We start from the raw sequence: 22,154 nt of genomic DNA, 5'->3' as shown, positions 1-22,154 counted from the left end.
ACACCGGTCTTAACGCGCTTGCACCATTCGCGTTTCAACGCATGGGCCGCGATCCGCATGATGTTAATCGTATCGTTCACCACCACAAGATGCGGCGCGAACAGGTCCGGAACTTCGTATGGGTCAGTGATTCGTCGCCGGTCCGTTCCGGGTTCCGTCTCGAAAGTTAAGATCGGGAAAGAATGGACCTGCAAAAGAACGAGAGCCTTCAGGGCTCGGTAACCATGAGGTCCTGCTCTCAAGCCTCTTTCCGTATGCCGAGCAGACCGAGATGCGTGTCCGAGAAGCCGGACGCATATTTCAGCCCAAAGCCGAGCATGCGATCGAGACCGATGTGAGCAAGCCATATGAGGCTCAAAGACAAGATCAAAGCACTGCCGGAGACGAGCCCTAACCCCAGAAGCATAAGGGAGCCCGTCAGAGTATGAACGGCATTGTAACTTGCTGCCCCTGCCCGCGCATTCACGAGATAGCCGAGCATGCTGAGATCCGGCGCCAGGATGAGCGCGGCAAAGGTCCACCACGATTGTCCCGTCTGACCATAGGCCAGAAGCGAGACGACAAGAATGGCGGCGCCTTCAAGACGCAGAAGAACCAAGGGTCCGCCCCGGACATATCCGTTCGACCTCTCCATTCACATTGCTCGCAATCGTTGATGCTTCAGCCGGCCATATCCGGGAATCGGCCTGTCGCCGATAGATCCTGGGATTTGGACGCTCAGTTGTGCTTGCTGTTCTTAAAATCGTCGCGATAGATCGTTGCGACCTGCCGGTCCGTATCGCTCGCCGCCGCCATGGCCTTGTCGTAGAGATCGACAATCCATTGGTCCTTCTTCGACAGCACCGCGTCTTTCGACGGCTGGACGGAGTCGCGCGCGATCGAGAGCCACATCAAACCGCGGGCGCGCTGCTTCTGCACACCATCATGGCCGGTGAAGAGCATCTGGCCGAGAAGCGCCTGCGCCTGCGGATGGCCCTTATCGGCCGCCAGATAGAGCCAACGTGCAGCCTGGCGGCCGTCTTTGGCCACGACATCGGCGCCGTCGAGATACATGCGCGCCAGATTATATTGCGCATTGGCGTCGCCGAAATTGGTCGCGGCATATTGGAACATTTCGAGCGCGCGCTCGGGATTCGCCACGACCTTGGTATTCGGGATGCCGTTCAAACTATAAATGCCGACGGCGACGAAGGCGCTCGCGACGACGGAAACTTCCCGGCGATTGGGATTGTCCTCGTCGTAAGTGTCGACGATCTGCGAAAAATATTCATAGGCCTTGATGTCGTCATGCGGGACGCCATCGCCATCCGCATACATCTTGCCGAGTTTCCAGCGCGCCAGCGACTCGCCGCCGGCCGCCGCATATTTCAAGGCCTCGACCGCCGAATGCTGATCGCCCGAGCGAAACCCTTCGAGTCCAGCCTGCAAAGCAGCGTGCGGATTTTTGAAGCTGCGGAACGGCGTCTTGTCACTGGCGACGGCGTCTGAGCCATCGAAGGCGTGCGAAGGCATGGCCAGGAACGCAGCCATCCCAATCCCGATAATGGCGGAGGAGACGCTAAATGTCAGCATAGGTTTGCGTCTCGCCGGAACCGCCCGGATGCGTCACCGCGCCATTGACGGCGGGACCGACGATCTGGGCGTATTTCCAAAGGGCACCTGAGCCGAAATCCGTCTTGCGCGGCTGCCACGCCTTGCGGCGCTCGGCGAGCTCCTCATCGGACACATGCAGCTCGATCGTGCCTTTGACGGCATCGATCTCGATGATGTCGCCATCCTTCACGAGAGCAATTGGGCCGCCGACCGCCGCCTCCGGCCCGACATGGCCGATGCAGAAGCCGCGCGTCGCGCCCGAGAAGCGCCCGTCGGTGATGAGCGCGACCTTCTCGCCCATGCCCTGGCCGTAAAGCGCCGCCGTCGTCGACAGCATTTCGCGCATGCCGGGGCCACCGCGCGGTCCCTCGTAGCGGATGACGAAGACGCAGCCTTCCTGATACTTGCGCTGGCTGACCGCTTCGAAGCAGCTTTCTTCAGTGTCGAAGCAGAGCGCCGGACCCTTGAAGACAAGGTGATCCTGCTTCATGCCGGCAACCTTCACGATCGCGCCTTCCGGCGCGAGATTGCCTTTGAGCCCGACGACGCCGCCTGTCACGGTGATCGGCTTATCCGCCGGATAGACCACGTCCTGGTCCGGATTCCATTTCACCTTGGCCATGTTCTCGGCAATGGTGCGGCCGGTCACGGTGAGACAGTCGCCATGCAGAAAGCCATGATCGAGCAGCGTCTTCATCAGGAGCGGGATGCCGCCCGCTTCGAACATATCCTTGGCAACATATTTGCCGCCCGGTTTCAGGTCGGCGATATAGGGCGTCTTCTTGAAGATCTCGGCGACGTCGAAGAGATCGAATTTAATGCCCGCTTCATGCGCGATCGCCGGCAGATGCAAAGCCGCATTGGTCGAGCCGCCAGACGCGGCAACCACCGTCGCGGCATTTTCGAGCGCCCGGCGGGTGACGATATCGCGTGGGCGGATGTTGCGGGCAATCAGCTCCATCACCATCTCGCCCGCCGTCAGGCAGAACCGGTCGCGGATTTCATAAGGCGCCGGCGCTCCGGCCGAATAAGGCAGAGCGAGGCCGATCGCCTCGGAAACTGTTGCCATCGTATTGGCGGTGAATTGAGCGCCGCAGGCGCCGGCCGAGGGGCAAGCCACGGTCTCGAGTTCGTCGAGATCCTCAGGCGTCATGTCGCCGACGGAATATTTGCCGACAGCCTCGAACAGGTCCTGAACGGTCACCGGCTTGCCTTTGAAAGTGCCGGGCAGGATCGAGCCGCCATAGATGAAGACCGACGGCACATTGAGGCGGACCATCGCCATCATCATGCCGGGCAGCGATTTGTCGCAACCCGCGAGGCCGACGAGCGCGTCGTAGCAATGGCCGCGCATGGTGAGTTCGACGGAATCGGCGATGACATCGCGCGACACCAGCGAGGACTTCATCCCCTGATGACCCATGGCGATGCCATCGGTCACGGTGATCGTGCAGAATTCGCGCGGCGTGCCGCCAGCCGAGGCGACGCCCTGCTTCACCGCCTGCGCCTGCCGCATCAAGGAGATGTTGCAGGGAGCGGCTTCGTTCCAACAAGAGGCGACGCCGACGAAGGGCTGATGAATCTGCTCGCGCGTCAGGCCCATCGCATAGAGATAAGACCGGTGCGGCGCCCGCTCCGGTCCTTCCGTCACATGACGGCTGGGAAGTTTCTTCTTATCGAAAACGCGCGCATCCATTTACTAAATCCCGGCAGCTTAGTTGAGCAGAATGTCGGCCCAGGCCACATTCTCGAAAGCCGCGCGGGGAAGCGGGCATTCAAAGAACCCTGTTACGCACGTTCTTCCAATCGATGTGCAGCCGACGGAAGAACCTTTTCTCAACTCGAGCGATTTCAGACTAGCCGTTGGTTTATGGCTGAAAAGCGGCTTTCTTCTTGTGAACCCAAGACAAGCGTAAGATGATTAATGGCTGTTGCTAGAAAGCAACAAATCTTACACAGCAAGGGCCAACCAGCCGGGCGGCGATCAACGCGAAGGGCAGCTTGGTTCGCCGCTCCGGTTCGCTTCAGCCGCGGCGTTTCAGGAAACGCGAGAAGGCTGCGAGCGCCACATCCGAAACATGGTGTTCGATACCTTCCGCATCAAGTTCCGCGCAGTGCTGCGGAACACCGACCGCGACCAAAAGATCGACGACGGTTCTATGGCGCGCGCGCACGCGCTGAGCCAGATCTTGGCCTTGCGGCGTCAGGAAGACCCCACGATAGAGCTTCGAAGTGGCAAGCCCCTCGCGCTTCAACCGGCCGATGCTCTTGATCGCGGTGGCGTGGGAGACGCCTAGGCGCCGCGCGATGTCGGTCGGCCGCGCCTCGCCCTCGCTGCGCAAAAGATCGTCGATGAGCTCGACATAATCTTCGAGAACGGCGGTCGCCTGCGCGGTGCGGGCGCGCTCGAACCTTTGAGCCTGGGCCGTCTCCGACGGAAGGACGATGTCCGAAGCGGCGGCAGCCAGTTTTTTCTCAGCCATGCGCGAACACGCCCCAATGATCCCGGATTTGAACTTTAACCCCGTTTGGTTTTCAAGCGGTAATCAGATTGTAGCCTGATCTACATAATGGACTTGGTGGAACAAAGCAGCCGGGTTGGAGCCCGAGCTCAGAGCCCCAGCCGGACCTGAGCCGCGCTCAATTTCTCGATGCGGGCGGCGATTTCCGCAAGCCGGTCTCGGTTTTCGTCCACCACTTCTTCCGGCGCCCTTGCGACGAAATCGGCATTTCCGAGCTTCGCCTCGATCTTGGCCGCCTCGCCTTTGAGCTTTTCGATTTCCTTGGTCAGACGCACTTTCTCGGCGGCGAAATCGATCACGCCCTGCAACGGCAGCGCCGCTATGGTGCCGCGCACAATGACCTGCACCGACTGCTCGGGCGCCCCCGCTGCGAAAGAAATCTCAGAAGCCCGGGCGAGCCGCTTGATCGTTTCGTCCCAGGCCCCGGCGCGGGCCTCGACCTCCGGCGGCGCAGCGACGAGCACCAGCGGCGCAAGGGCCCCCGCCGGGACATTCATTTCGGACCGGACCGAGCGCAATTCGGAGATGAGTTCCACGACCCAGCCGATCTCGGCCTCGGCGGCCGGATTTTCGCAGCCTTCCAGCACCGGCCATTCGGCGAGCGCCAAAACGGTCTTGCGTGGCAGGGCCTCGGTCGCCGTCAGACCCCAAAGCTCTTCCGTCAGGAAGGGCATGAAGGGATGCAGAAGCTTCAGGATCTGATCGAGCACAAAAGCCGCCGCGGCGCGGGTCTCGGCCTTGGCGGCCTCGTCCGTCCCTTGCAGCAAGGGCTTTGCCAGTTCGACATACCAGTCGCAGAAGATGTTCCAGACGAAGCGATAGGCCGCATTGGCCGCATCGTTGAAGCGATAGGCCATGATCGCGGCGGAGGTCTCGGCTACGGCTTTGGCGGCCTCGCCGATGATCCATTGATTGAGAGTGACTTTCGCGGCGCGCGGATCGAAGCTCTCGACGCCCGCGCAGCCGTTCAGCTCGGCGAAGCGCGCCGCGTTCCAGAGCTTGGTCGCGAAATTGCGATAGCCTTCGACGCGCTGCGTCGAGAGCTTGATGTCGCGGCCCTGCGCCGCCATCGCCGCGAGCGTGAAGCGCAAGGCGTCGGCGCCATATTGCTCGATGAGTCCCAAGGGATCGATGACGTTTCCCTTCGACTTCGACATTTTCGCGCCCTTCTCGTCGCGGACGAGGGCGTGGATATAGACGTCGTGAAACGGGATCTCGTGCATGAAATGCAGGCCCATCATCATCATCCGGGCGATCCAGAAGAAGATGATGTCGAAGCCGGTGACGAGCGCATTGGTCGGGTAATAGCGTTTGACCTCCGGCGTCTCGTCCGGCCAGCCGAGCGTCGAGAAGGGCCAGAGCGCCGAGGAAAACCAGGTGTCGAGGACGTCCTCGTCGCGTGCGAGAGGCGTCGGCGCACCATAATGGCTCGCCGCCGCGACTTCGGCCTCCGCAGCGGAGGCCTCGACGAAGACCTTGCCGTCAGGCCCGTACCAGGCCGGAATCTGATGACCCCACCAGAGCTGACGCGAGATGCACCAGGGCTGGATATTGTCGAGCCATTGAAAGTAGGTCTTTTCCCAATTCTCCGGGATGAACTTCGTCTTGCCTTCGCGCACGGCGGCGAGCGCCGGTTGCGCCAGAGTCTTGGCGTCGACATACCATTGATCGGTCAGGCGCGGCTCGATGACGACGCCGGACCGGTCGCCATGCGGCACTGCATGTTGTGTTGGCTCGATTTTATCGAGAAGCCCCTTGGCTTCCATCAGCTCGACAACGACCTTTCGTGCCTCGAAGCGATCTAAGCCTCGCAGTTCTTCAGGAATATCCTCGAAGGTGGGACGCCCAAGCCCAAGGGCCCCTTGATCCGCAAACGTGACATTCGGATTTCGTGGGTCCGGCGCGCGATGACCAAACGTAAAATCGTCGAAGTCCGACGACTTCAGTTTTCCATCCGGCGTAAAAATATCGATCGGGTCGGTACCCTTAAGTTCGTTGTCTTTGTGCCGTTGCCAGACTTCGAAGTCGTTAAAATCATGCGCCGGGGTGATCTTCACCGCGCCCGTGCCCTTCTCGGGATCGGAATAGGTGTCGGCGACGATCGGGATCAGCCGTCCGACCAGCGGCAGCCGCACCTTTTTGCCTTGCAGATGTTTATAGCGCTCGTCATCCGGGTGCACGGCCACCGCCGTGTCGCCCAGCATGGTCTCGGGCCTCGTCGTCGCGACGATGATAAATTCGCCGGTCTCCTGGCCCACATCGTCCACAATCGGATATTTGAAATGCCAGAGGCTGCCCTTCGTCTCGACCTGCACGACTTCGAGGTCGGAGATCGCGGTCAAGAGCTTCGGGTCCCAATTGACGAGCCGCTTGTCCTTATAGATCAGGCCCTCGTTATAGAGCTGCACGAAGACCTTCACGACGGCCTTCGACAGGCCCTCGTCCATGGTGAAACGCTCCCGCGACCAGTCGCAGGAGGCGCCGAGCCGCTTCAATTGATTGATGATGGCGCCGCCCGATTCCTCTTTCCAGCGCCAGACTTCTTCGAGGAATTTGGCGCGGCCCATCTCGCGGCGGCCTACGTTGCCCCGCTCGGCCAATCGCCGCTCGACGACCATCTGGGTCGCGATGCCCGCATGGTCGGTCCCCGGCTGCCAGAGCACGTCGCGCCCGCGCATGCGCTCGAAGCGGCACAGAATATCCTGCAATGTATTGTTGAGCGCGTGCCCCATATGGAGCGAGCCAGTGACGTTCGGCGGCGGAATCACAATGGTAAAGGGTTCCGCGCTGGCCCGTTCCGGCCGCCCGGCGCGAAACGCGCCGGCGTCCTCCCAAAGCGCCGAAATACGGCCTTCGACCGCGGCGGGATCAAATGTTTTTTCCATGGGGACCGTTAAAAGCGGAGGCGTTTCCGGGAGTCAACGCGCGGAATGACGCCAGTCAAAAGATGTTGCATGTCATGTAAGCCAGATGGAGCCGAACGCCAAACCTTTGCGGCCGGCGCCGCTTCCGGCTATGTCAAAGCTCAGGAGAATCCGAAAATCTGGGAGCCGGAGGCCCAAAGCCATGGCGGATGGGAATGGAGCGGGTCGCCGCTTCGAGCGTATCGCATTCCTCTCCTCCGGAACCCCGGCGGCGGACGAAGCGTTGGAGCGGCTTGCGCGCGCCTATGGCAATGTCGAGCCGGCGCAGGCGGATGTCCTCGTCACGCTCGGCGGCGACGGGCTCATGCTGCAGACGCTGCACCGCTTCATGGGCCACGCCAAGCCGATCTATGGGATGAACCGCGGCTCGGTCGGATTTCTCATGAACGAATATCAGGAGGAGGATCTGAAAGCGCGGCTCGAGGCGGCTGAGCCTTCCGTCGTGCATCCTCTGGTCATGACCACGACCGATCTTGCGGGACATACCGAAAGGGCCAATGCGATCAACGAGGTCGCCCTGCTCCGCCAAACCTATCAGGCGGCCAAGCTGCGGATCTGCGTCGATGGCCAGGAGCGGCTCGGCCAGCTTGTCGCCGACGGGCTGCTCGTCGCGACGCCGGCGGGCTCTACCGCCTATAATCTCTCCGTCGGCGGGCCGATCCTGCCGCTCGACGCGACGCTGATGCCGCTGACGCCGATTTCGGCGTTCAGGCCGCGGCGCTGGCATGGCGCGCTCCTGCCCGACCGGGCGCATGTCGAAATCGATATTCTGGAACCCGATCTGCGGCCGGTCGCGGCCACCGCCGATCACTTCGAAATCCGCAATGTGGTGCGCGTATCGATCGCGATGGATCACGCCACGGGCCTCGTCCTTTTGCATGATCCCGGTCATTCGATGAACGAGCGGATTTTGCGCGAACAATTTGGATATTGAAATGGCTCAAGCCCGCATTCTCGCGCGCCAGGTCTTGTCGCACGTCCGCTATCTGCTCGAAAAAGTCACGATCGAGCGGCAGCGATCCGACGGCAAGACGCAGACGATCTCGCGCGAGGTCTTCGATACGGGCCAGGGTGCCGTCATCCTGCTTTACGATCCGACGCGCGGACGCGTCGCGCTGATCAAGCAATTCCGGCTGCCGGTTTTTGTCAGCAATGGCGAAGGTCATTTGATCGAAGCGGTCGCCGGCAAGCTCGAAGGCGAAGATCCGGCCGTCCGTATCGTCATGGAAGTCGAGGAAGAAGCGGGCTTTAAGATCGAAAAGCCGGTGCGGATTTTCGAGGCTTTCATGAGCCCCGGCAGCGTCACGGAGAAACTGACCTTCTTCGTGGTCCGCTACAGGCCGGAAGACCGCGTCGGGCCCGGCGGCGGCCTCGCCGACGAAGGCGAAGATATAGAAGTGATCGAGCCGACTTTGGACGAGGCGCTCGCCATGATCGAGAGCGGCGAGATTTGCGACGCCAAGACCATCGCACTTCTCTATTACGCGAAGGTCAAAGGACTCATGAACGAGGCGTGAGTCTTTAAGATTTACGCCGCCAGCAATTCAGCTTCGAGCGCGGTGAAGTCGATGACAAAGGATGGCTGCGGATCGATCTCCGCCGGAATTTCGACCAAAGGCGCGGTCCTGCCAAAATCCTCGCTTGCGACCAAGTCCTCGCCGATGTCGGTCAGCACCAGCACAGGCTCCTCGTCGAGAATCGGCACGGATTCTTCCTCCGCGTGCTCAAAGACGATGGCGGGCGCAACCGGCGTTTCCTGCAGGAATGTCGGCGTATCGAGACGCGCCTCCTCGCGGGCAGCCTCGGCCTCGAAGCGCCGCAGCACCGCGAAGAGCTTGTCGGTCAGCGCAGTGTTCGGGCTTTCGCAAGCCGTCAAAACCCGCTCGACCATCTGGCGCGACAGACGCGCCGAGCCCGGATAATCATGGCCGCAGACGCGCAAGGCTTCGAGCGCGGCGCGAAACGCCGGCAGTAATTTCTCGGGCAGGCCCGCCCTGCGATAGAGCGCCGCGAAACCAGCCGACATGCAATCCCCGGTCAGACCGCGGACGCGGCTCATCGGCAGGCCGGACAATTCGCAAAGCGCGGCTTCGAAAAGGCTCATATTGCCGGAGAGCAGCGCCCGCAGCACAAGGCCTGCCGTCAATTGTCCGGAGGCGCGCAAATGCGCGACGAGTTTTTGCGGCCCATTGGCTTCCGCTTCGGACGAGACCGCGATGATGACATTGGCTTTCTCGCGCGCCTCGCGCGCCGCCCGCTCCGCCCGTTCCGTCGGCATCCAATTGCAATTGGTGACGAAGGCAAAGAGCGTCTTCGATGTCGCCGCGACAATATCCGAGAGTAAGGCTGCGGGAAGATGCGGCCGCGACAGCAGCGCCTCGCGCATCTCGCCGTCGTCGCCGAATCGTTCGATCATCCGGTGCATGGAAAATTCCGGCAGATCGGCGCCGGGATTGATGGCAAGCGAGATCGCGGCCTCGCGGCCGCCGACTTCGGCGATGGCCGCCGCGACCGGCGCCGAAAGACGCGGACGCAAGGCGATCGCCGATTGCGCGAAAGCATCGCCGATGGCGGCGCAATCGATGAGCTCGGAATCGGTGAGCAAAGGCGAGCGCCCAAGCACGATCGAGGAAATATCGGATTGGTCGTCGGCGAGCGCGAGAACGATATGATGCGGCGCCTCTGCGGCGCTGGCAAAACTTTCGGCAAGCGCGCGGCGCACCAGCGGCGAGGCGTCGTCAAGGAGGCTGGTTAAGGCTTGCTCCGCCTCCTGCCTCTGCTCGCCGTCGAGATCCGCGTAGAGATAGGCCCTTGCCAATGCGCTCGCCCCATCGGCCCTTTGGCTGGCCGATGCGGTCTGCACCCATTGCATGAATTTCCGGACGATCATTTCGCGACTCCGGCGAAGCCGCCTCGGCTTCGCGCGGTATGAGTTTCCGCGAACATGGTAAACGATGCTTTAAGACGCCCGGCTCAGCTCAAGTCCCAAGGCATAAGTTCTCGTTTTACTGCATGATCTTATGAGACCAGGCTGTTGTTTCAACGCATGACCTTGATCCGAAAAGTCTGCAACTTTTCGGGGTCATGCTCTAAAACCTGGTCACGATGTCGGCGATCACCGGGCGCGGCCGGTCATCGCGCGGGCCCGGCGGCTTTCCGATATGGATGAAGCCTGCGATCTTTTCATTGGGCTCGAGACCGAGCAGCGCCAGAACCGCCGGATCATAGGCGTACCATTCCGAGAGCCAAACGGTCGCAAAGCCCTGCGCATTGGCAGCGATCGTCAGATTCATGCAGACGGCGCCGCAGGTCATGACCTGCTCCCATTCCGGAATCTTTTCGTGCGGGCCGGCGCGGCAGACGACCGCGATCACCAGAGGCGCCAGCGCCAGACGCTTGCGCTCGATATCGAGTTTGGCCTCGTCGGCTTCGGGATGCGCCTTGGCATAGGTGTCGGCAATGATCTGACCCGCGCGGTGGCGGGCCGCGCCTTCGAACAGAATATAGCGCCAGGGTACAAGTTTACCGTGGTCCGGCACGCGCGAGGCGATTTTCAGCAGGGACTCGAGTTCTTCAGGGCTGGGACCAGGCTCGCTGAGGCTCGCGGCCGGCGCGGATCGTCGCGAGGCGAGAAGCTCTAAGGTTTCATTCATGCCGAGTTCACACGTTTCATGCGAAAAGATGCCGGATAGAACAAGGCTTTCTCCAGCATGGCAAGCCTCTTCCAAGTCTCTTCAATGCCTTGAAATGGTCACCTTGCAAAGGGATTAGGCGGAGGGTTTCCAGTTGGGCAAGGCTGCACCGCACTCATGAGAGATTTTCTGTCTAAACAGAGGCCCGACGCCAGAGCGGCGGCCGACATGAAAATAATACGTGACGGCTTTCGCCTCTTATGCCTTAAAAACAAGCTTCGACTTAGTTTTGACCCTGGTTTCAATGAAGCAGGTGCCGTTTTGGGAGAAAGCCGCCAGACTTTTTCAAGACAGCCCCCCTTGCGTTTCAGTCTTGCCGGCATCGGCATTGTTCCCTTGCGTAGCCCCTTTCGCCGATGACCCTTCTCGACACAGCCGTATCTCCCGCCGCGCCCCTCACCGGCCGGTTGCAGCCTTCCGCCACCGAGGCGGCGGCGCGCGCCCGTGCCTGGACGCGGCCTGCCACCTTGCTCGCAATTGCGAGCCTGTGCGGCCTTGCCGGCGCCGCCTTTGCCTGCTGGCTGGCGACCGGCGCCGTCGTGCCATGGGATTCCAAAAATCATTTCTATCCCATGTTCCGCTTTCTCGCGGACGCCTTGCAGCATGGCGAAATCCCGCTCTGGAACCCGTATCATTTCGCCGGCCACCCGTCGGTCGCCGATCCGCAATCCTTGCTCTTTACGCCGAGCATGGTGCTCTTCGCGCTCGTCGCGCCGCACGCATCGATGCAGGTCTTCGACGCGGTCATCCTGTCTCACCTGCTCTTCGGCAGCTTCGGCATCCTCTGTCTCTTCCAAAAGCGCGGCTGGCATCCGGCGGGCGCGGTTCTCGCCGCCATGGTCTTCATGCTGGGCGGCGTGGCGTCATCCCGTCTGCAGCACACCGGGATGATCATTTCCTATTCGTTCTTTCCCTGGGCTCTTTGGGCACTCGATCTCACATTGGAGCGCCGCTCCTATAAATTCGCGGCCCTTTTCGGTCTTTTTGCCTGCCTGATGGCGCTCGGGCGCGATCAGGTCGCCTTCCTTCTGGCTCTGGTTCTGATCGGCCGCCTGGTCTGGCTGACGGCCGCGTCGGGAGATGTCTTCACCTATGTGAAGACCCGCGCCGGCGTGATCGCGCTGATGGGCGCGATCGTCCTCGTCGTGATGGCTGCGCCGACCTTGCTGACGATGCAATTTCTCGGGACATCGAACCGTCCCGGCATTTCCTATGGGGTCGCGGCCGCGGGCTCGTTCGCGCCGGTCAATCTCATCACCCTGTTTGCCCCGAACTTCTTCGGTTCTCTCGACTGGAATTATGATTACTGGGGTCCGGGCTACGAGACCATGGCCGAGACGGACTGGACCGACCGCTGCATCAATTATCTCTTCATCGGCACCGTTCCGATCCTGCTCTTCGTCTGGCACGGGTTGGCGGGCGGACGCATTTTTGCGCGCGGCCTTCGTTTTTGCGTCGCGGTCACCGTCGCCATGATGCTCTATGCCGTCGGCCGCGAAACTCCGATCTTCTCCTGGGCCTTCGACTGGCTTCCCGGTGTGTCGCTCTACCGGCGACCGGCGGATGCGACTTTCGTCGTCAACATCATGCTGGCTTTGATCAGCGGTTATCTTCTGCATCGCTATATCGAAGACGGGCTTCCCTCCATCGCAGGTTTCCGGCCGCGTTGGCTTAGGTTTGTTCTGCCCGTCGCGGTTGGCAGCGCCGTCGCAACACTGTTCGGGCTCGGGCTCGCCTTTTCGCTGGCGCAGAAACACGCACTGCCGTCGCTGCGAGAGCTTGCAATCAGCGTGGCGCTCATGATCTGCGCCGCAGCCATCCTCGTTCTTTTACGGTCGCGCCGCCGCCGCGCGCTGGCGGCCATTCTTCTGGTCGCAGCGACCGGTGCCGAGCTGATCTGGCGCGATGCAGCCTCATCGCTCAATGCCGAACCCAACAGCCGCTATGCGGTCTATGCGCATCTGTCGCCAGGCGATGCCCGGGGCATAGAGGTGTTGCGGCAGGACATCGCGAGCAAAGTCGCCGAGGGCGACCATCCGCGGATCGAGGTCCTTGGCCTCAGCGGCCCCTGGCAGAATGCCTCCATGGTGCTGAAGTTTGAAAATACGCTCGGCTATAATCCGCTGCGCATTTCCGATTATGAACGCGCGGTCGGGCCCGGCGAGAATGCCGAAGATCCTTATCAGCGGCATTTTCCCGGCACGTTCCGCGGCTATAAATGCACGCTGGCCGCGCTGCTCGGCCTCGAATATCTGGTGCTCGACCGGCCCCTGACCAATCTGCCGCGGCATTTCCCGAGGCCGTCGCACATCCAGCAGCTCTATGTCGGCGACTCGATGTATATTTATAAGCTCGGCAAAGGCGCCCCCCGGACTTATGTCGCCACCAAAATCAAGCCCTCCGACAACGAAACCGTCATCGACGAATCCACGTTGCCCAATTTCGATGTGTCGAAGGAGGTGCTTATCGATGGGACAAGTCTCGGCGATCTCAGCACCTCGCTTCTCGATTCGAGCGGCGAGTCAGCGCAAACGCAGGCAGCCATCACGCATTATGCCGATAATAGCGTGACGATCGATGTGACGACCGATCAGCCCGGCGTCGTCGTCTTGCACGATCTCTTCTATCCGGGATGGGAAGCGCGCGTGGATGGTCAGAAAAAGCCGGTCCTGCGAACCAATATTCTCTTCCGGGGCGTCGAAGTTCCGCCGGGCCATCATACGGTCGAATTTTCCTTTCATCCTTTGTCCATGGCCAATCTGAGCGCCGCCGTCTCCGGGCTATTGCACAAAGATGACGAGTAGAGCCGCGAAAGCACTGAGCCTCCGGCCGTACGCAAGCCTTACGCATTCGCTCATCGACTGGGCTCTCATCCTTCTCCTCGGCCTGGCGAGCCTGAGCACGGCCGCGGCCGATCCCGCCTCCTCCTTCGGCAATCCGGGCGCGCCGGCATTGCCGCCGGCGGCGCCGAACGCGCGGTTCGGCGCCCCTTTCGAGACGAGCCAAGGTGCCCTTCACCTCACCGCCGTTCTGACAGCCAATGACCCGCAACCCATCCATGCCGGGCTCAAATGGCGGGTCTTCAACGAAGCGACGGACCAGGACCAATCGCATAAGCTCGTCGCCGAATCTTCAGATGCGACGCCAACGCTACCCCTGCCCGACGGCGCCTATATCGTTCACGCAGGGCTCGGTCTTGCCGGCGTCACCAAACGCGTGGTGATCAACGGACAGACGATCAGCGAAAAGCTGGTCCTGAATGCCGGCGGCCTGAGGATCGTCGGACTTTTGGGCGATGTGCCGATCAATCCGACCAAACTATCGATCGCGATCTATGTGCCTGAACGCGGCAATTCGGAAGCCAAGCTCGTCTTCGCCAATGCCAAGGCAGGCGACACCATTGGCCTTCCCGAGGGCAATTATCATGTCGTCTCGACCTTGCTCGATACGACGACCAGCGGCAGCGCCAGTGCAACCAATTCCGTCGTCGGCGCGGATCTGCGCGTGCAGGCCGGCAAGCTGACCGACACGACTTTGCGCCACCGCGCCGCCGTCATGACCTTGAAACTCGTCGGCGCACCGGGCGGCGAAGCCATGGCCAATACGGCCTTCACGATTCTGACGCCCGGCGGCGACGTCATCCGCGAATTGATCGGCGCTTTTCCGTCGCTCGTCCTCGCCGAAGGCGAATATGTCGCCATCGCGCGACATGACAACAAGACCTACCAAACGAACTTCAAAGTGACCTCGACGCTCGATCGCGATGTCGAAGTGATCATGAAATAGATCATCGGATTATCAATTAAAGTGTAAGCGGTGCGCCGATTACAGGCACCGCTAAATCTTGAAATCTTGGCGTAACACTTGCCACCACTCTTGCGGAGATCAGCTTTGCCAGCAAAGCTGCGCTCTGGCATTCTCATCATGTCCCAACCGAAATACGCTCAATGAAATTTCTTCTCCTGCTCATCCCCTGTCTGCTCGCGGTGCTGCCGATCGTCTATAATCTGATCGAGCCGCGGCTTTTCGGCTTTCCGTTTTTCTACTGGTTTCAGATCCTGCTGATCCCGGCATCATGCCTCACCATTTACATCTTTCATAAGCAGGCCGGCCGATGATCGATCATCTCAACTGGCCAGCGACGCTCGTCTTCATCGGCTTTTTTGGACTCGTCACGGTGCTTGGTTTCTTCGCCGCGCGCTGGAAAACCGCAGACCTCAATGATCTCGCGGAATGGGGCCTCGGCGGACGCCGCTTCGGTCCGGTGATCTCCTGGTTTCTGATCGGCGGCGATCTTTACACCGCCTATACGATCATCGCGGTTCCGGCCGTGGTCTATGCGATCGGCTCCTATGGGTTCTTCGCCATACCCTATACGGTTTTGATCTACCCCCTCCTCTATCTGACCTTTCCACGCCTCTGGTCGGTCGCGCATCGCAAGAATTATATGACCGCGGCCGATTATGTGTTCGGGCGCTATAATCATCGCGGCCTGGAACTCGCGGTGGCCATCACCGGCCTTCTCGCCACCATGCCCTACATCGCGCTGCAGCTCGTCGGCATGGAGAAGGTGATCCAGGCGCTCGGCTTCGAGGGCCAGGGCTGGCTCGCACATCTGCCGCTGACGCTCGCCTTCGTTATTCTCGCACTTTACACCTATACGAGCGGGTTGCGCGCGCCGGCCATGATCTCCTTCGTGAAGGACATCATGATCTATATTTTCGTCATCGCCGCGATCATCGTCATCCCGGCAAAGCTCGGCGGCTATGGGGCGATCTTCGACGCAGCGGGCGCGATTCTCGACGCGAAGGCCTCGGCTTCCGGCGGCAAGGTCGCGGCCGGGCTCCTGCTCAGCCCTCAGCAGATGGCACCCTATGCGACGCTCGCCATAGGCTCGGCCATGGCGCTCTTCATGTATCCGCATGCCATGACCGGGCTCTTATGCGCGTCGAGCGCCTCGACGATCCGCAAGAATGCGATCGCTCTGCCCGCCTATTCGGTCCTGCTCTGCTTCATTGCGCTGATGGGCTACATGGCGCATGCGGCGGGCATCAAAGTCGATAATCCTCAAGACGCGGTCCCGCAGCTCTTCCTGAAAATGTTTCCGTCCTGGTTCGCTGGTTTCTGCTTCGCAGCAATCGCTATAGGCGCGCTTGTGCCGGCCGCCGTGATGTCGATCGGCGCGGCCAATACGTTCACGCGCAATGTCTGGAAACCTTTCATCAACCCGGCGATCGGCCCGCGTCAGGAAGCAACGCTCGCCAAACTGATGTCGCTCGTCGTCAAGGTCGGGGCTCTGGCCGTGATCTTGTTCATGCCGACAAAATTCGCACTCGATCTGCAATTGCTCGGCGGCGTCTGGATGATCCAGATTTTTCCGGCCGTGATTTTGGGGCTCTTCACGCGCTGGTTTTCCGGCTGGAGCCTGTTTACCGGCTGGGCGGCGGGCATGATCCTTGGCACATGGCTCGCCTGGGGACCGACGGCCTGGGTGCCGGTGCACAAGCTCTTCGACACGGATATCGGGGTCTATAACGGTCTGATGGCGCTTGCCGCCAATGTCACGGTCGCCACCGTTCTCGCAGCGCTTCTGCCGAACACGGCGCCGGACGAGACGAAGGCCGCCGACTACGAAGATCCGCCGCTGGGCGAGATCACGATCTTAACATAAATGGCGAGAAGCGCATGAAGGATAATATTCCGGCTCACGCCAGCAAAGTTCCGGAAGTCACCCTCGCCTTCTGGCTCATTAAAATTCTTGCGACCACGCTAGGAGAGACGGGTGGCGATGCCGTCTCCATGACGATGCAATTAGGCTATGCCCTTAGCACCGTCATCTTCTTCTCTGTCTTCGTCGTCCTGGTCGCGGCACAGATCGCCGCGAAGTCCTTTCATTCCTTTCTCTACTGGGCCGTGATCGTTGCGACGACCACGGCTGGGACGACCATGGCGGATTTCGCAGACCGCTCTCTCGGCGTCGGCTATATCGGCGGATCGCTCATTCTCTTCGCGCTCGTGGTGATTGTGCTCGCCGCTTGGCATTTCACGCTCGGGTCCGTATCGGCGACCGACATTGCCACCCGAAAGGCCGAGGGTTTTTATTGGCTGACGATCCTGTTCTCGAACACACTCGGGACAGCGCTCGGCGATTTCCTCGCCGACGATTCCGGTCTCGGTTATGAAGGTGCGGCTCTGGTGTTCGGCGGCGCCCTTATTCTTGTGGCGGCGGCCTATTTCACCACGAGGGTATCCCATGTTTTGCTGTTCTGGCTGGCCTTCATTCTGACCCGTCCGCTCGGTGCAGCGGTCGGCGATCTCCTGACCAAGCCGCATGAGAATGGCGGCCTCGACCTCAGCCGCCTGACTTCTTCGCTCGTCATCATGATCGCTATGATCGGCTGCATTCTGGTCACATCGCAAAGGGCGGGATCTCATCCCGGGGCCGCCGTGCCTTGAACCAAGAGACATAAGCCGCCAATGGCCTATGGCGCCCTCTCGCGATCCATGCTATAAACGCTCATTTATAGGAAGCCTCTCGCGTCCCCTATCCTCGGGCGCAATGATGGCGGGCAAAGTCCAATCGGAAGGAGCGTTAAATGGTTCAAACGACATTGGTCGAAATGAGCGCCGACGGCATAGCGAAGCTGGCGAACCATGCGGTCTACCGCATTCCCACAGGCCATATAGCGCGCACAAAAGATTGGCCGGGGACCGAGATCATCGTCGAGCGCAGCGACAATGCCGCTTGGCAATATATTTTGAAAAGCGCCGCGACGCCGGCGCAATGGGTCTATGCCACGCCATCGGGCGGAGTCGTCTTCGCGTAAGACCAAAGCGATCGCCGCACAACGGCGATCGCCTCACGATCGTTCAGCCAGCCCTCACCACATCAGGCGCGCGCGCCTCTTCGGCGAGCGCCGCCAAAGCCTCGTCGAGGCCCATCGTCTTCTGCTCCTGCGAGCCGAGCCGACGGATCGAAACCGTACGCTCCGCCGCCTCCTTCTTGCCGACGACGAGCAGTACCGGCACCTTGGCAAGCGAGTGCTCGCGCACCTTATAGTTGATCTTCTCGTTCGAGAGATCGCCCTCGACCTTGAGGCCGAGCTTGCGCGCCGCCGCCATCACCTCGAAGGCATAATCGTCACCCTCTTTGGTGATCGTGGCGACGACCGCCTGCACCGGCGACAGCCAGAGCGGCAGATGACCGGCATAATGCTCGATCAGAATGCCGGTGAAGCGCTCGAGCGAGCCGAACATGGCGCGATGAATCATGACCGGCGTCGTCTTCTCGCTATTCGCCGCGATATAGAAGGCGCCGAAGCGGCCCGGCAGATTGAAATCGACCTGGGTCGTGCCGCATTGCCATTCGCGGCCGATCGCGTCGCGCAACGTATATTCGAGCTTCGGCCCATAGAAGGCGCCTTCGCCCGGATTGATGCCGGTCTTCAAGCCTTGCGCTTTCAACTCGTCGAGGATCGTCATCAAGGCAGCTTCGGCCTTATCCCAAGCCTCATCCGAGCCGACGCGCTTCTCGGGCCGCGTCGAAAGTTTCACGACGACATCGGTAAAGCCGAAATCCTGATAGATCGACAGGATGAGTTCATTGACCTTCAGCGCTTCTTCGCGGATCTGATCCTCGGTGCAGAAAATATGCGCATCGTCCTGCGTGAAGGCGCGCACGCGCATGATGCCGTGGATCGCACCCGACGGCTCGTAGCGATGTACGATACCGAATTCGGCGATCTTCAACGGCAGATCGCGATAGGACTTCAAGCCGTTCTTGAAGATCTGCACATGGCCAGGGCAATTCATCGGTTTCAACGCGAAGACGCGCTCATCCTCCGTCTGGGTGATGAACATGTTCTCGCGATAGGTCTGCCAATGGCCGGACGTCTCCCACAAAGCGCGGTCGAGCACTTGCGGGGTATTGACCTCGACGTAGCCTTCGGCCTGCTGACGCCGCCGCATGTAAGAGATGAGCGTCTGGAAGAGCGTCCAGCCTTTTGGATGCCAGAAGACCGTGCCCGGCCCCTCCTCCTGGAAATGGAAGAGATCCATCTCCCGGCCGAGGCGGCGATGGTCGCGCTTCTCGGCCTCCTCGAGCATTTTCAGGTAGGCGTCGAGTTCCTTCTGCGAGGCGAAGGCCGTCGCATAGATGCGCTGGAGCATGGGCTTGGTTGAATCGCCGCGCCAATAGGCACCGGCAACCTTCATGATCTTGAAGGCCGTGCCGACCTTGCCGGTCGACGGCAGATGCGGGCCGCGGCAGAGATCGAGCCAATCGCCCTGCCGATAGATCTTCAGATCCTCGTCGCCCGGAATGGAATCGACGAGCTCGACCTTGAAGGCCTCGCCATGTTTTTCGAACCAGGATTTTGCCTGATCGCGCGTCCAGATTTCCTTGGTGAAAGGCGAATCCTTGGCGACGATCTCCGCCATCTTCTTTTCGATGGCCGCGAAATCTTCCGGCGTAAAAGGCTGCTCGCGATAGAAATCGTAATAGAAGCCGTTTTCGATCACCGGGCCGATCGTCACCTGCGTGCCGGGGTAAAGCGATTGGACCGCTTCGGCCATCACATGCGCGGCATCGTGGCGGATCAATTCGAGCCCACGCGGGTCCTCGCGGGTCACGAATTCGACCTTGGCGTCGTTCGAAAGTCTGTCGGTGAGATCGGTCAGCTTGCCGTCGACCGCCATGGCAAGAGTTTTCTTGGCAAGCGAGGGCGAGATGCTTTGGGCGATCTCGAACCCGCTGATCCCAGGCTCGAAAGGGCGCGACGCGCCGTCCGGAAAGGTCACGGATATCATATCTGTCTCCTTGTGCTCACTCGCCGAGACCATCGGCGTAAGCTTCGGGTTTCATTGTAGCCTGCGGCAACTTTTCTTCCTACCGCCCTCGTGCTTCGAGACGGCGCCTTTCGGCGCCGTCTCGAAGCACGAGGGCCTCGGCAAGGGCCTTTCAAAGCCCCCATCCTGAGGAGCTTGCGAAGCAAACGTCTCGAAGGACGAGGGCGTCACCCTTAACTGCAAGAAGGCCGTATAGCAAAGCCAGCCCGCTCTATATGGGAAGAGCGGGCGGCTTCGCCTATAGCACGTGAATCTCTTGCTTGTCAGTGCGCCAAAACGGCCAAGAGCAGCAGCGCGACAATATTGGTGATCTTGATGGCCGGGTTCACGGCAGGTCCCGCCGTATCCTTGTAAGGATCGCCGACCGTATCGCCGGTGACGGAGGCTTTGTGGGCCTCGCCGCCCTTATAGTGCTTGACGCCGTCCTTATCGATGAAGCCGTCCTCGAAGCTTTTCTTGGCATTGTCCCAGGCGCCGCCGCCCGACGTCATCGAGATCGCCACGAACAGGCCGTTGACGATGACGCCGAGCAGCGAGGCGCCGAGCGCCGCGAAGGCCGACGCCTTCGAGCCCGAGATCAGCAGCACGCCGAAATAGACGACGAGCGGCGCCAGCACCGGCAGAAGCGACGGAATGATCATTTCCTTGATCGCCGCCTTGGTCAGCATGTCGACGGCGCGGCCGTAATCGGGCCGGTCCAGGCCCTGCATGATGCCGGGCTTTTCCTTGAACTGCCGCCGCACTTCCTCGACGACGGAACCCGCCGCGCGGCCGACGGCCGTCATGGCAATGCCGCCGAAGAGATAGGGGATCATGCCGCCGAAGATGAGACCCGCGACGACATAAGGGTTGGAGAGTTCGAAATTCACCGCGCCGACATTTTTGAAATAAGGTACGCCGCTATCGACGAAATGTTTGATGTCGTTGGTGTAGGCCGCGAACAGCACGAGCGCGCCGAGGCCAGCCGAGCCGATCGCATAGCCTTTGGTGACGGCTTTCGTCGTATTGCCGACCGCGTCGAGCGCATCGGTCGCGTGGCGCACATCTTTCGGCAGGCCCGCCATTTCGGCGATGCCGCCGGCATTATCCGTCACCGGCCCGAAGGCATCGAGCGCGACGATCATGCCGGCGAGGCCGAGCATGGTCGTCACCGCGATGGCCGTGCCGAAAAGGCCCGCGAGCTGATAGGTCGCGATAATGCCACCGACGATGACAAGCGCGGGCAGCGCGGTCGATTCGAGCGAAACCGCGAGGCCCTGGATCACGTTGGTGCCGTGGCCGGTGACGGAGGCTTGCGCGATCGACACCACGGGACGCTTGCCTGTGCCGGTATAATATTCGGTAATGACCACGATGCAGCCGGTGATCACGAGGCCAACCATCCCGCTGATGAAGAGCTTCGTCCCATTGATGACCTGAGTCCCGACCGTGCCGATGTCGCCCCAGCCGACCGTGAATTGCGTCGCAACGGCGACGCCCAGAACCGACAGCAGGCCCGTGGCGATCAGGCCTTTATAAAGCGCGCCCATGATCGAATTATTGGCGCCGAGCTTCACGAAGAAGGTGCCGATGATCGAGGTCACGATACAGGTGGCGCAGATCGCCAGCGGATAGAGCATGGCGGAGGCAAGCACGCTTTGGCCGCTGAAGAAGATCGAGGCGAGCACCATGGTCGCGACCACTGTCACCACATAGGTCTCGAAGAGATCGGCCGCCATGCCGGCGCAATCGCCGACATTGTCGCCGACATTATCGGCAATGGTCGCCGGGTTGCGCGGATCGTCTTCCGGAATGCCCGCTTCGACCTTGCCGACGAGATCGGCGCCCACGTCCGCGCCCTTCGTGAAAATGCCGCCGCCGAGACGCGCGAAGATCGAGATCAGCGAGGCGCCGAAGCCGAGTGCCACCAGAGCGTCAATGACTTCGCGGCTATCGCCGGCATGTTTGAGCGGACCCGTGAGGATCAAATAATAAACCGAGACGCCAAGCAGCGCGAGGCCGGCGACCAGCATGCCGGTGACGGCACCCGCCTTGAAGGAAATATCGAGGCCCGCGCCCAAGGATTGCGAGGCGGCCTGCGCGGTGCGGACATTGGCACGCACCGAGACATTCATGCCGATGAAGCCTGCCGCGCCCGACAAAAGAGCGCCGATCAGAAAACCGATCGCGACCGTCCACGACAAGAGAAAGCCGAGGATGATGAAGATCACGACGCCGACAAGGGCGATGGTGATATATTGGCGCTTCAAATAGGCTTGCGCGCCTTCGGCGATCGCGGCGGCGATTTCGCGCATGCGGGCCGAACCCGCGTCAGCCGCGAGAAGCTGGGACGACGTGACGATTCCATAGACGAGCGACAAGAGTCCGCACGCAATCACCAGCCAAAGTGCCATCATCGATTCCACCCTGTGTCTTGTTTTTGTGACCTATTGCCGCATTGGGCGCGCAACATGTGGCAGAAAGCGGAGCGCTTCGCAATCACCCGCAAGTTGGAGCGGCTACCTCTCAGAACCAGGCCCCACCCACATGCAGCTTGAAAATCCTCATCCTGAGGAGGGTCCGGAGGACCCGTCTCG

At 60.9% G+C, this 22,154-nt stretch carries 17 protein-coding genes; 8 read left to right on the top strand and 9 right to left on the bottom strand.

The features are described 5' to 3' along the window. Window positions 1–238: 238 nt before the first annotated feature. From A3OQ_RS0112240 to A3OQ_RS0112220, 5 genes are all read right to left on the bottom strand, one after another. Window positions 239–634, bottom strand: coding sequence for a DUF4260 domain-containing protein (locus A3OQ_RS0112240; protein WP_020175681.1), 396 nt, complete (start codon window positions 632–634; stop codon window positions 239–241). Window positions 635–717: 83 nt separating this feature from the next. Continuing rightward, window positions 718–1,572: a tetratricopeptide repeat protein gene (locus A3OQ_RS22215; RefSeq protein ID WP_040581015.1), complete on the bottom strand. Its 855-nt coding sequence runs from the start codon at window positions 1,570–1,572 to the stop codon at window positions 718–720. Continuing rightward, window positions 1,559–3,289, bottom strand: a complete 1,731-nt coding sequence (gene ilvD, locus A3OQ_RS0112230; RefSeq protein ID WP_020175679.1) for a dihydroxy-acid dehydratase — start codon at window positions 3,287–3,289, stop codon at window positions 1,559–1,561. Before ilvD ends, A3OQ_RS22215 begins: the two co-directional genes overlap by 14 nt. 328 nt (window positions 3,290–3,617) lie before the next feature. Next, a complete protein-coding gene (gene mntR, locus A3OQ_RS0112225; RefSeq protein WP_020175678.1) occupies window positions 3,618–4,076 on the bottom strand; it encodes a manganese-binding transcriptional regulator MntR in 459 nt (152 codons plus the stop codon). Between the two features lie 128 nt (window positions 4,077–4,204). Continuing rightward, window positions 4,205–7,000, bottom strand: coding sequence for a valine--tRNA ligase (locus A3OQ_RS0112220; protein WP_020175677.1), 2,796 nt, complete (start codon window positions 6,998–7,000; stop codon window positions 4,205–4,207). A 181-nt stretch (window positions 7,001–7,181) separates the two neighbouring features. Between A3OQ_RS0112220 and A3OQ_RS0112210 the strand changes: the two genes are divergently transcribed. Together A3OQ_RS0112210 and A3OQ_RS0112205 are read left to right on the top strand one after the other, a co-directional pair. Further along, complete coding sequence (locus A3OQ_RS0112210; protein ID WP_020175675.1) at window positions 7,182–7,973, top strand: NAD kinase; 792 nt, start codon at window positions 7,182–7,184, stop codon at window positions 7,971–7,973. Window position 7,974: 1 nt separating this feature from the next. Then, a complete protein-coding gene (locus tag A3OQ_RS0112205; RefSeq protein WP_020175674.1) occupies window positions 7,975–8,556 on the top strand; it encodes an NUDIX domain-containing protein in 582 nt (193 codons plus the stop codon). 11 nt (window positions 8,557–8,567) lie between these two features. Here the strand turns inward: A3OQ_RS0112205 and A3OQ_RS22210 are convergent, their stop codons facing one another. Then, the gene (locus A3OQ_RS22210; protein ID WP_020175673.1) at window positions 8,568–9,929 is read right to left on the bottom strand and encodes a DUF2336 domain-containing protein; all 1,362 of its coding nucleotides are present in this window, start codon (window positions 9,927–9,929) and stop codon (window positions 8,568–8,570) included. Window positions 9,930–10,128: 199 nt separating this feature from the next. Further along, the gene (locus tag A3OQ_RS0112195; protein ID WP_026595771.1) at window positions 10,129–10,692 is read right to left on the bottom strand and encodes a nitroreductase family protein; all 564 of its coding nucleotides are present in this window, start codon (window positions 10,690–10,692) and stop codon (window positions 10,129–10,131) included. 395 nt (window positions 10,693–11,087) lie between these two features. On the opposite strand from A3OQ_RS0112195, the gene A3OQ_RS0112190 reads away from it, so the two are divergent. The 6 genes from A3OQ_RS0112190 to A3OQ_RS0112165 all read left to right on the top strand — a co-directional run bounded on the left by A3OQ_RS0112190 (window position 11,088) and on the right by A3OQ_RS0112165 (window position 17,558). After that, window positions 11,088–13,535, top strand: coding sequence for a YfhO family protein (locus A3OQ_RS0112190; protein WP_020175671.1), 2,448 nt, complete (start codon window positions 11,088–11,090; stop codon window positions 13,533–13,535). Then, a complete protein-coding gene (locus A3OQ_RS0112185; RefSeq protein ID WP_020175670.1) occupies window positions 13,525–14,517 on the top strand; it encodes a hypothetical protein in 993 nt (330 codons plus the stop codon). Before A3OQ_RS0112190 ends, A3OQ_RS0112185 begins: the two co-directional genes overlap by 11 nt. Window positions 14,518–14,678: 161 nt before the next feature. Continuing rightward, window positions 14,679–14,849, top strand: coding sequence for a DUF3311 domain-containing protein (locus A3OQ_RS24085; protein WP_020175669.1), 171 nt, complete (start codon window positions 14,679–14,681; stop codon window positions 14,847–14,849). Next, window positions 14,846–16,402, top strand: a complete 1,557-nt coding sequence (gene mctP / locus A3OQ_RS0112175; RefSeq protein ID WP_020175668.1) for a monocarboxylate uptake permease MctP — start codon at window positions 14,846–14,848, stop codon at window positions 16,400–16,402. The genes A3OQ_RS24085 and mctP overlap by 4 nt, the downstream gene beginning before the upstream one ends. Window positions 16,403–16,416: 14 nt before the next feature. Further along, window positions 16,417–17,187 (top strand): COG4705 family protein, encoded by a 771-nt coding sequence (locus A3OQ_RS0112170; protein WP_020175667.1) that lies wholly within the window; start codon window positions 16,417–16,419, stop codon window positions 17,185–17,187. A 140-nt stretch (window positions 17,188–17,327) separates the two neighbouring features. Then, window positions 17,328–17,558 (top strand): hypothetical protein, encoded by a 231-nt coding sequence (locus A3OQ_RS0112165; protein ID WP_020175666.1) that lies wholly within the window; start codon window positions 17,328–17,330, stop codon window positions 17,556–17,558. 43 nt (window positions 17,559–17,601) lie between these two features. On the opposite strand, the gene thrS is transcribed toward A3OQ_RS0112165, so the two are convergent. Both thrS and A3OQ_RS0112155 read right to left on the bottom strand, forming a co-directional pair. Further along, entirely contained in the window at window positions 17,602–19,539 is a 1,938-nt protein-coding gene (gene thrS, locus A3OQ_RS0112160) for a threonine--tRNA ligase (RefSeq protein ID WP_026595768.1), read from the bottom strand. 302 nt (window positions 19,540–19,841) lie between these two features. Next, window positions 19,842–21,974 carry a sodium-translocating pyrophosphatase gene (locus A3OQ_RS0112155; protein ID WP_026595767.1) on the bottom strand — a complete coding sequence of 711 codons (2,133 nt, stop codon included), beginning with the start codon at window positions 21,972–21,974 and terminating at the stop codon, window positions 19,842–19,844. Window positions 21,975–22,154: the final 180 nt, after the last annotated feature.

This window comes from Methyloferula stellata AR4 (assembly GCF_000385335.1).
GTDB lineage: Bacteria > Pseudomonadota > Alphaproteobacteria > Rhizobiales > Beijerinckiaceae > Methyloferula > Methyloferula stellata.
The sequence above is the reverse complement of the archived record's forward strand: the minus strand, read 5'-3'. Positions and strand labels throughout refer to the sequence as shown.

Coding starts and splice junctions, on each gene's coding strand:
- A3OQ_RS0112240 (WP_020175681.1), bottom strand. CDS start 634: ATGGAGAGGTCGAACGGATATGTCCGGGGCGGACCCTTGGTTCTTCTG.
- A3OQ_RS22215 (WP_040581015.1), bottom strand. CDS start 1,572: ATGCTGACATTTAGCGTCTCCTCCGCCATTATCGGGATTGGGATGGCT.
- ilvD (WP_020175679.1), bottom strand. CDS start 3,289: ATGGATGCGCGCGTTTTCGATAAGAAGAAACTTCCCAGCCGTCATGTG.
- mntR (WP_020175678.1), bottom strand. CDS start 4,076: ATGGCTGAGAAAAAACTGGCTGCCGCCGCTTCGGACATCGTCCTTCCG.
- A3OQ_RS0112220 (WP_020175677.1), bottom strand. CDS start 7,000: ATGGAAAAAACATTTGATCCCGCCGCGGTCGAAGGCCGTATTTCGGCG.
- A3OQ_RS0112210 (WP_020175675.1), top strand. CDS start 7,182: ATGGCGGATGGGAATGGAGCGGGTCGCCGCTTCGAGCGTATCGCATTC.
- A3OQ_RS0112205 (WP_020175674.1), top strand. CDS start 7,975: ATGGCTCAAGCCCGCATTCTCGCGCGCCAGGTCTTGTCGCACGTCCGC.
- A3OQ_RS22210 (WP_020175673.1), bottom strand. CDS start 9,929: ATGATCGTCCGGAAATTCATGCAATGGGTGCAGACCGCATCGGCCAGC.
- A3OQ_RS0112195 (WP_026595771.1), bottom strand. CDS start 10,692: ATGAATGAAACCTTAGAGCTTCTCGCCTCGCGACGATCCGCGCCGGCC.
- A3OQ_RS0112190 (WP_020175671.1), top strand. CDS start 11,088: ATGACCCTTCTCGACACAGCCGTATCTCCCGCCGCGCCCCTCACCGGC.
- A3OQ_RS0112185 (WP_020175670.1), top strand. CDS start 13,525: ATGACGAGTAGAGCCGCGAAAGCACTGAGCCTCCGGCCGTACGCAAGC.
- A3OQ_RS24085 (WP_020175669.1), top strand. CDS start 14,679: ATGAAATTTCTTCTCCTGCTCATCCCCTGTCTGCTCGCGGTGCTGCCG.
- mctP (WP_020175668.1), top strand. CDS start 14,846: ATGATCGATCATCTCAACTGGCCAGCGACGCTCGTCTTCATCGGCTTT.
- A3OQ_RS0112170 (WP_020175667.1), top strand. CDS start 16,417: ATGAAGGATAATATTCCGGCTCACGCCAGCAAAGTTCCGGAAGTCACC.
- A3OQ_RS0112165 (WP_020175666.1), top strand. CDS start 17,328: ATGGTTCAAACGACATTGGTCGAAATGAGCGCCGACGGCATAGCGAAG.
- thrS (WP_026595768.1), bottom strand. CDS start 19,539: ATGATATCCGTGACCTTTCCGGACGGCGCGTCGCGCCCTTTCGAGCCT.
- A3OQ_RS0112155 (WP_026595767.1), bottom strand. CDS start 21,974: ATGATGGCACTTTGGCTGGTGATTGCGTGCGGACTCTTGTCGCTCGTC.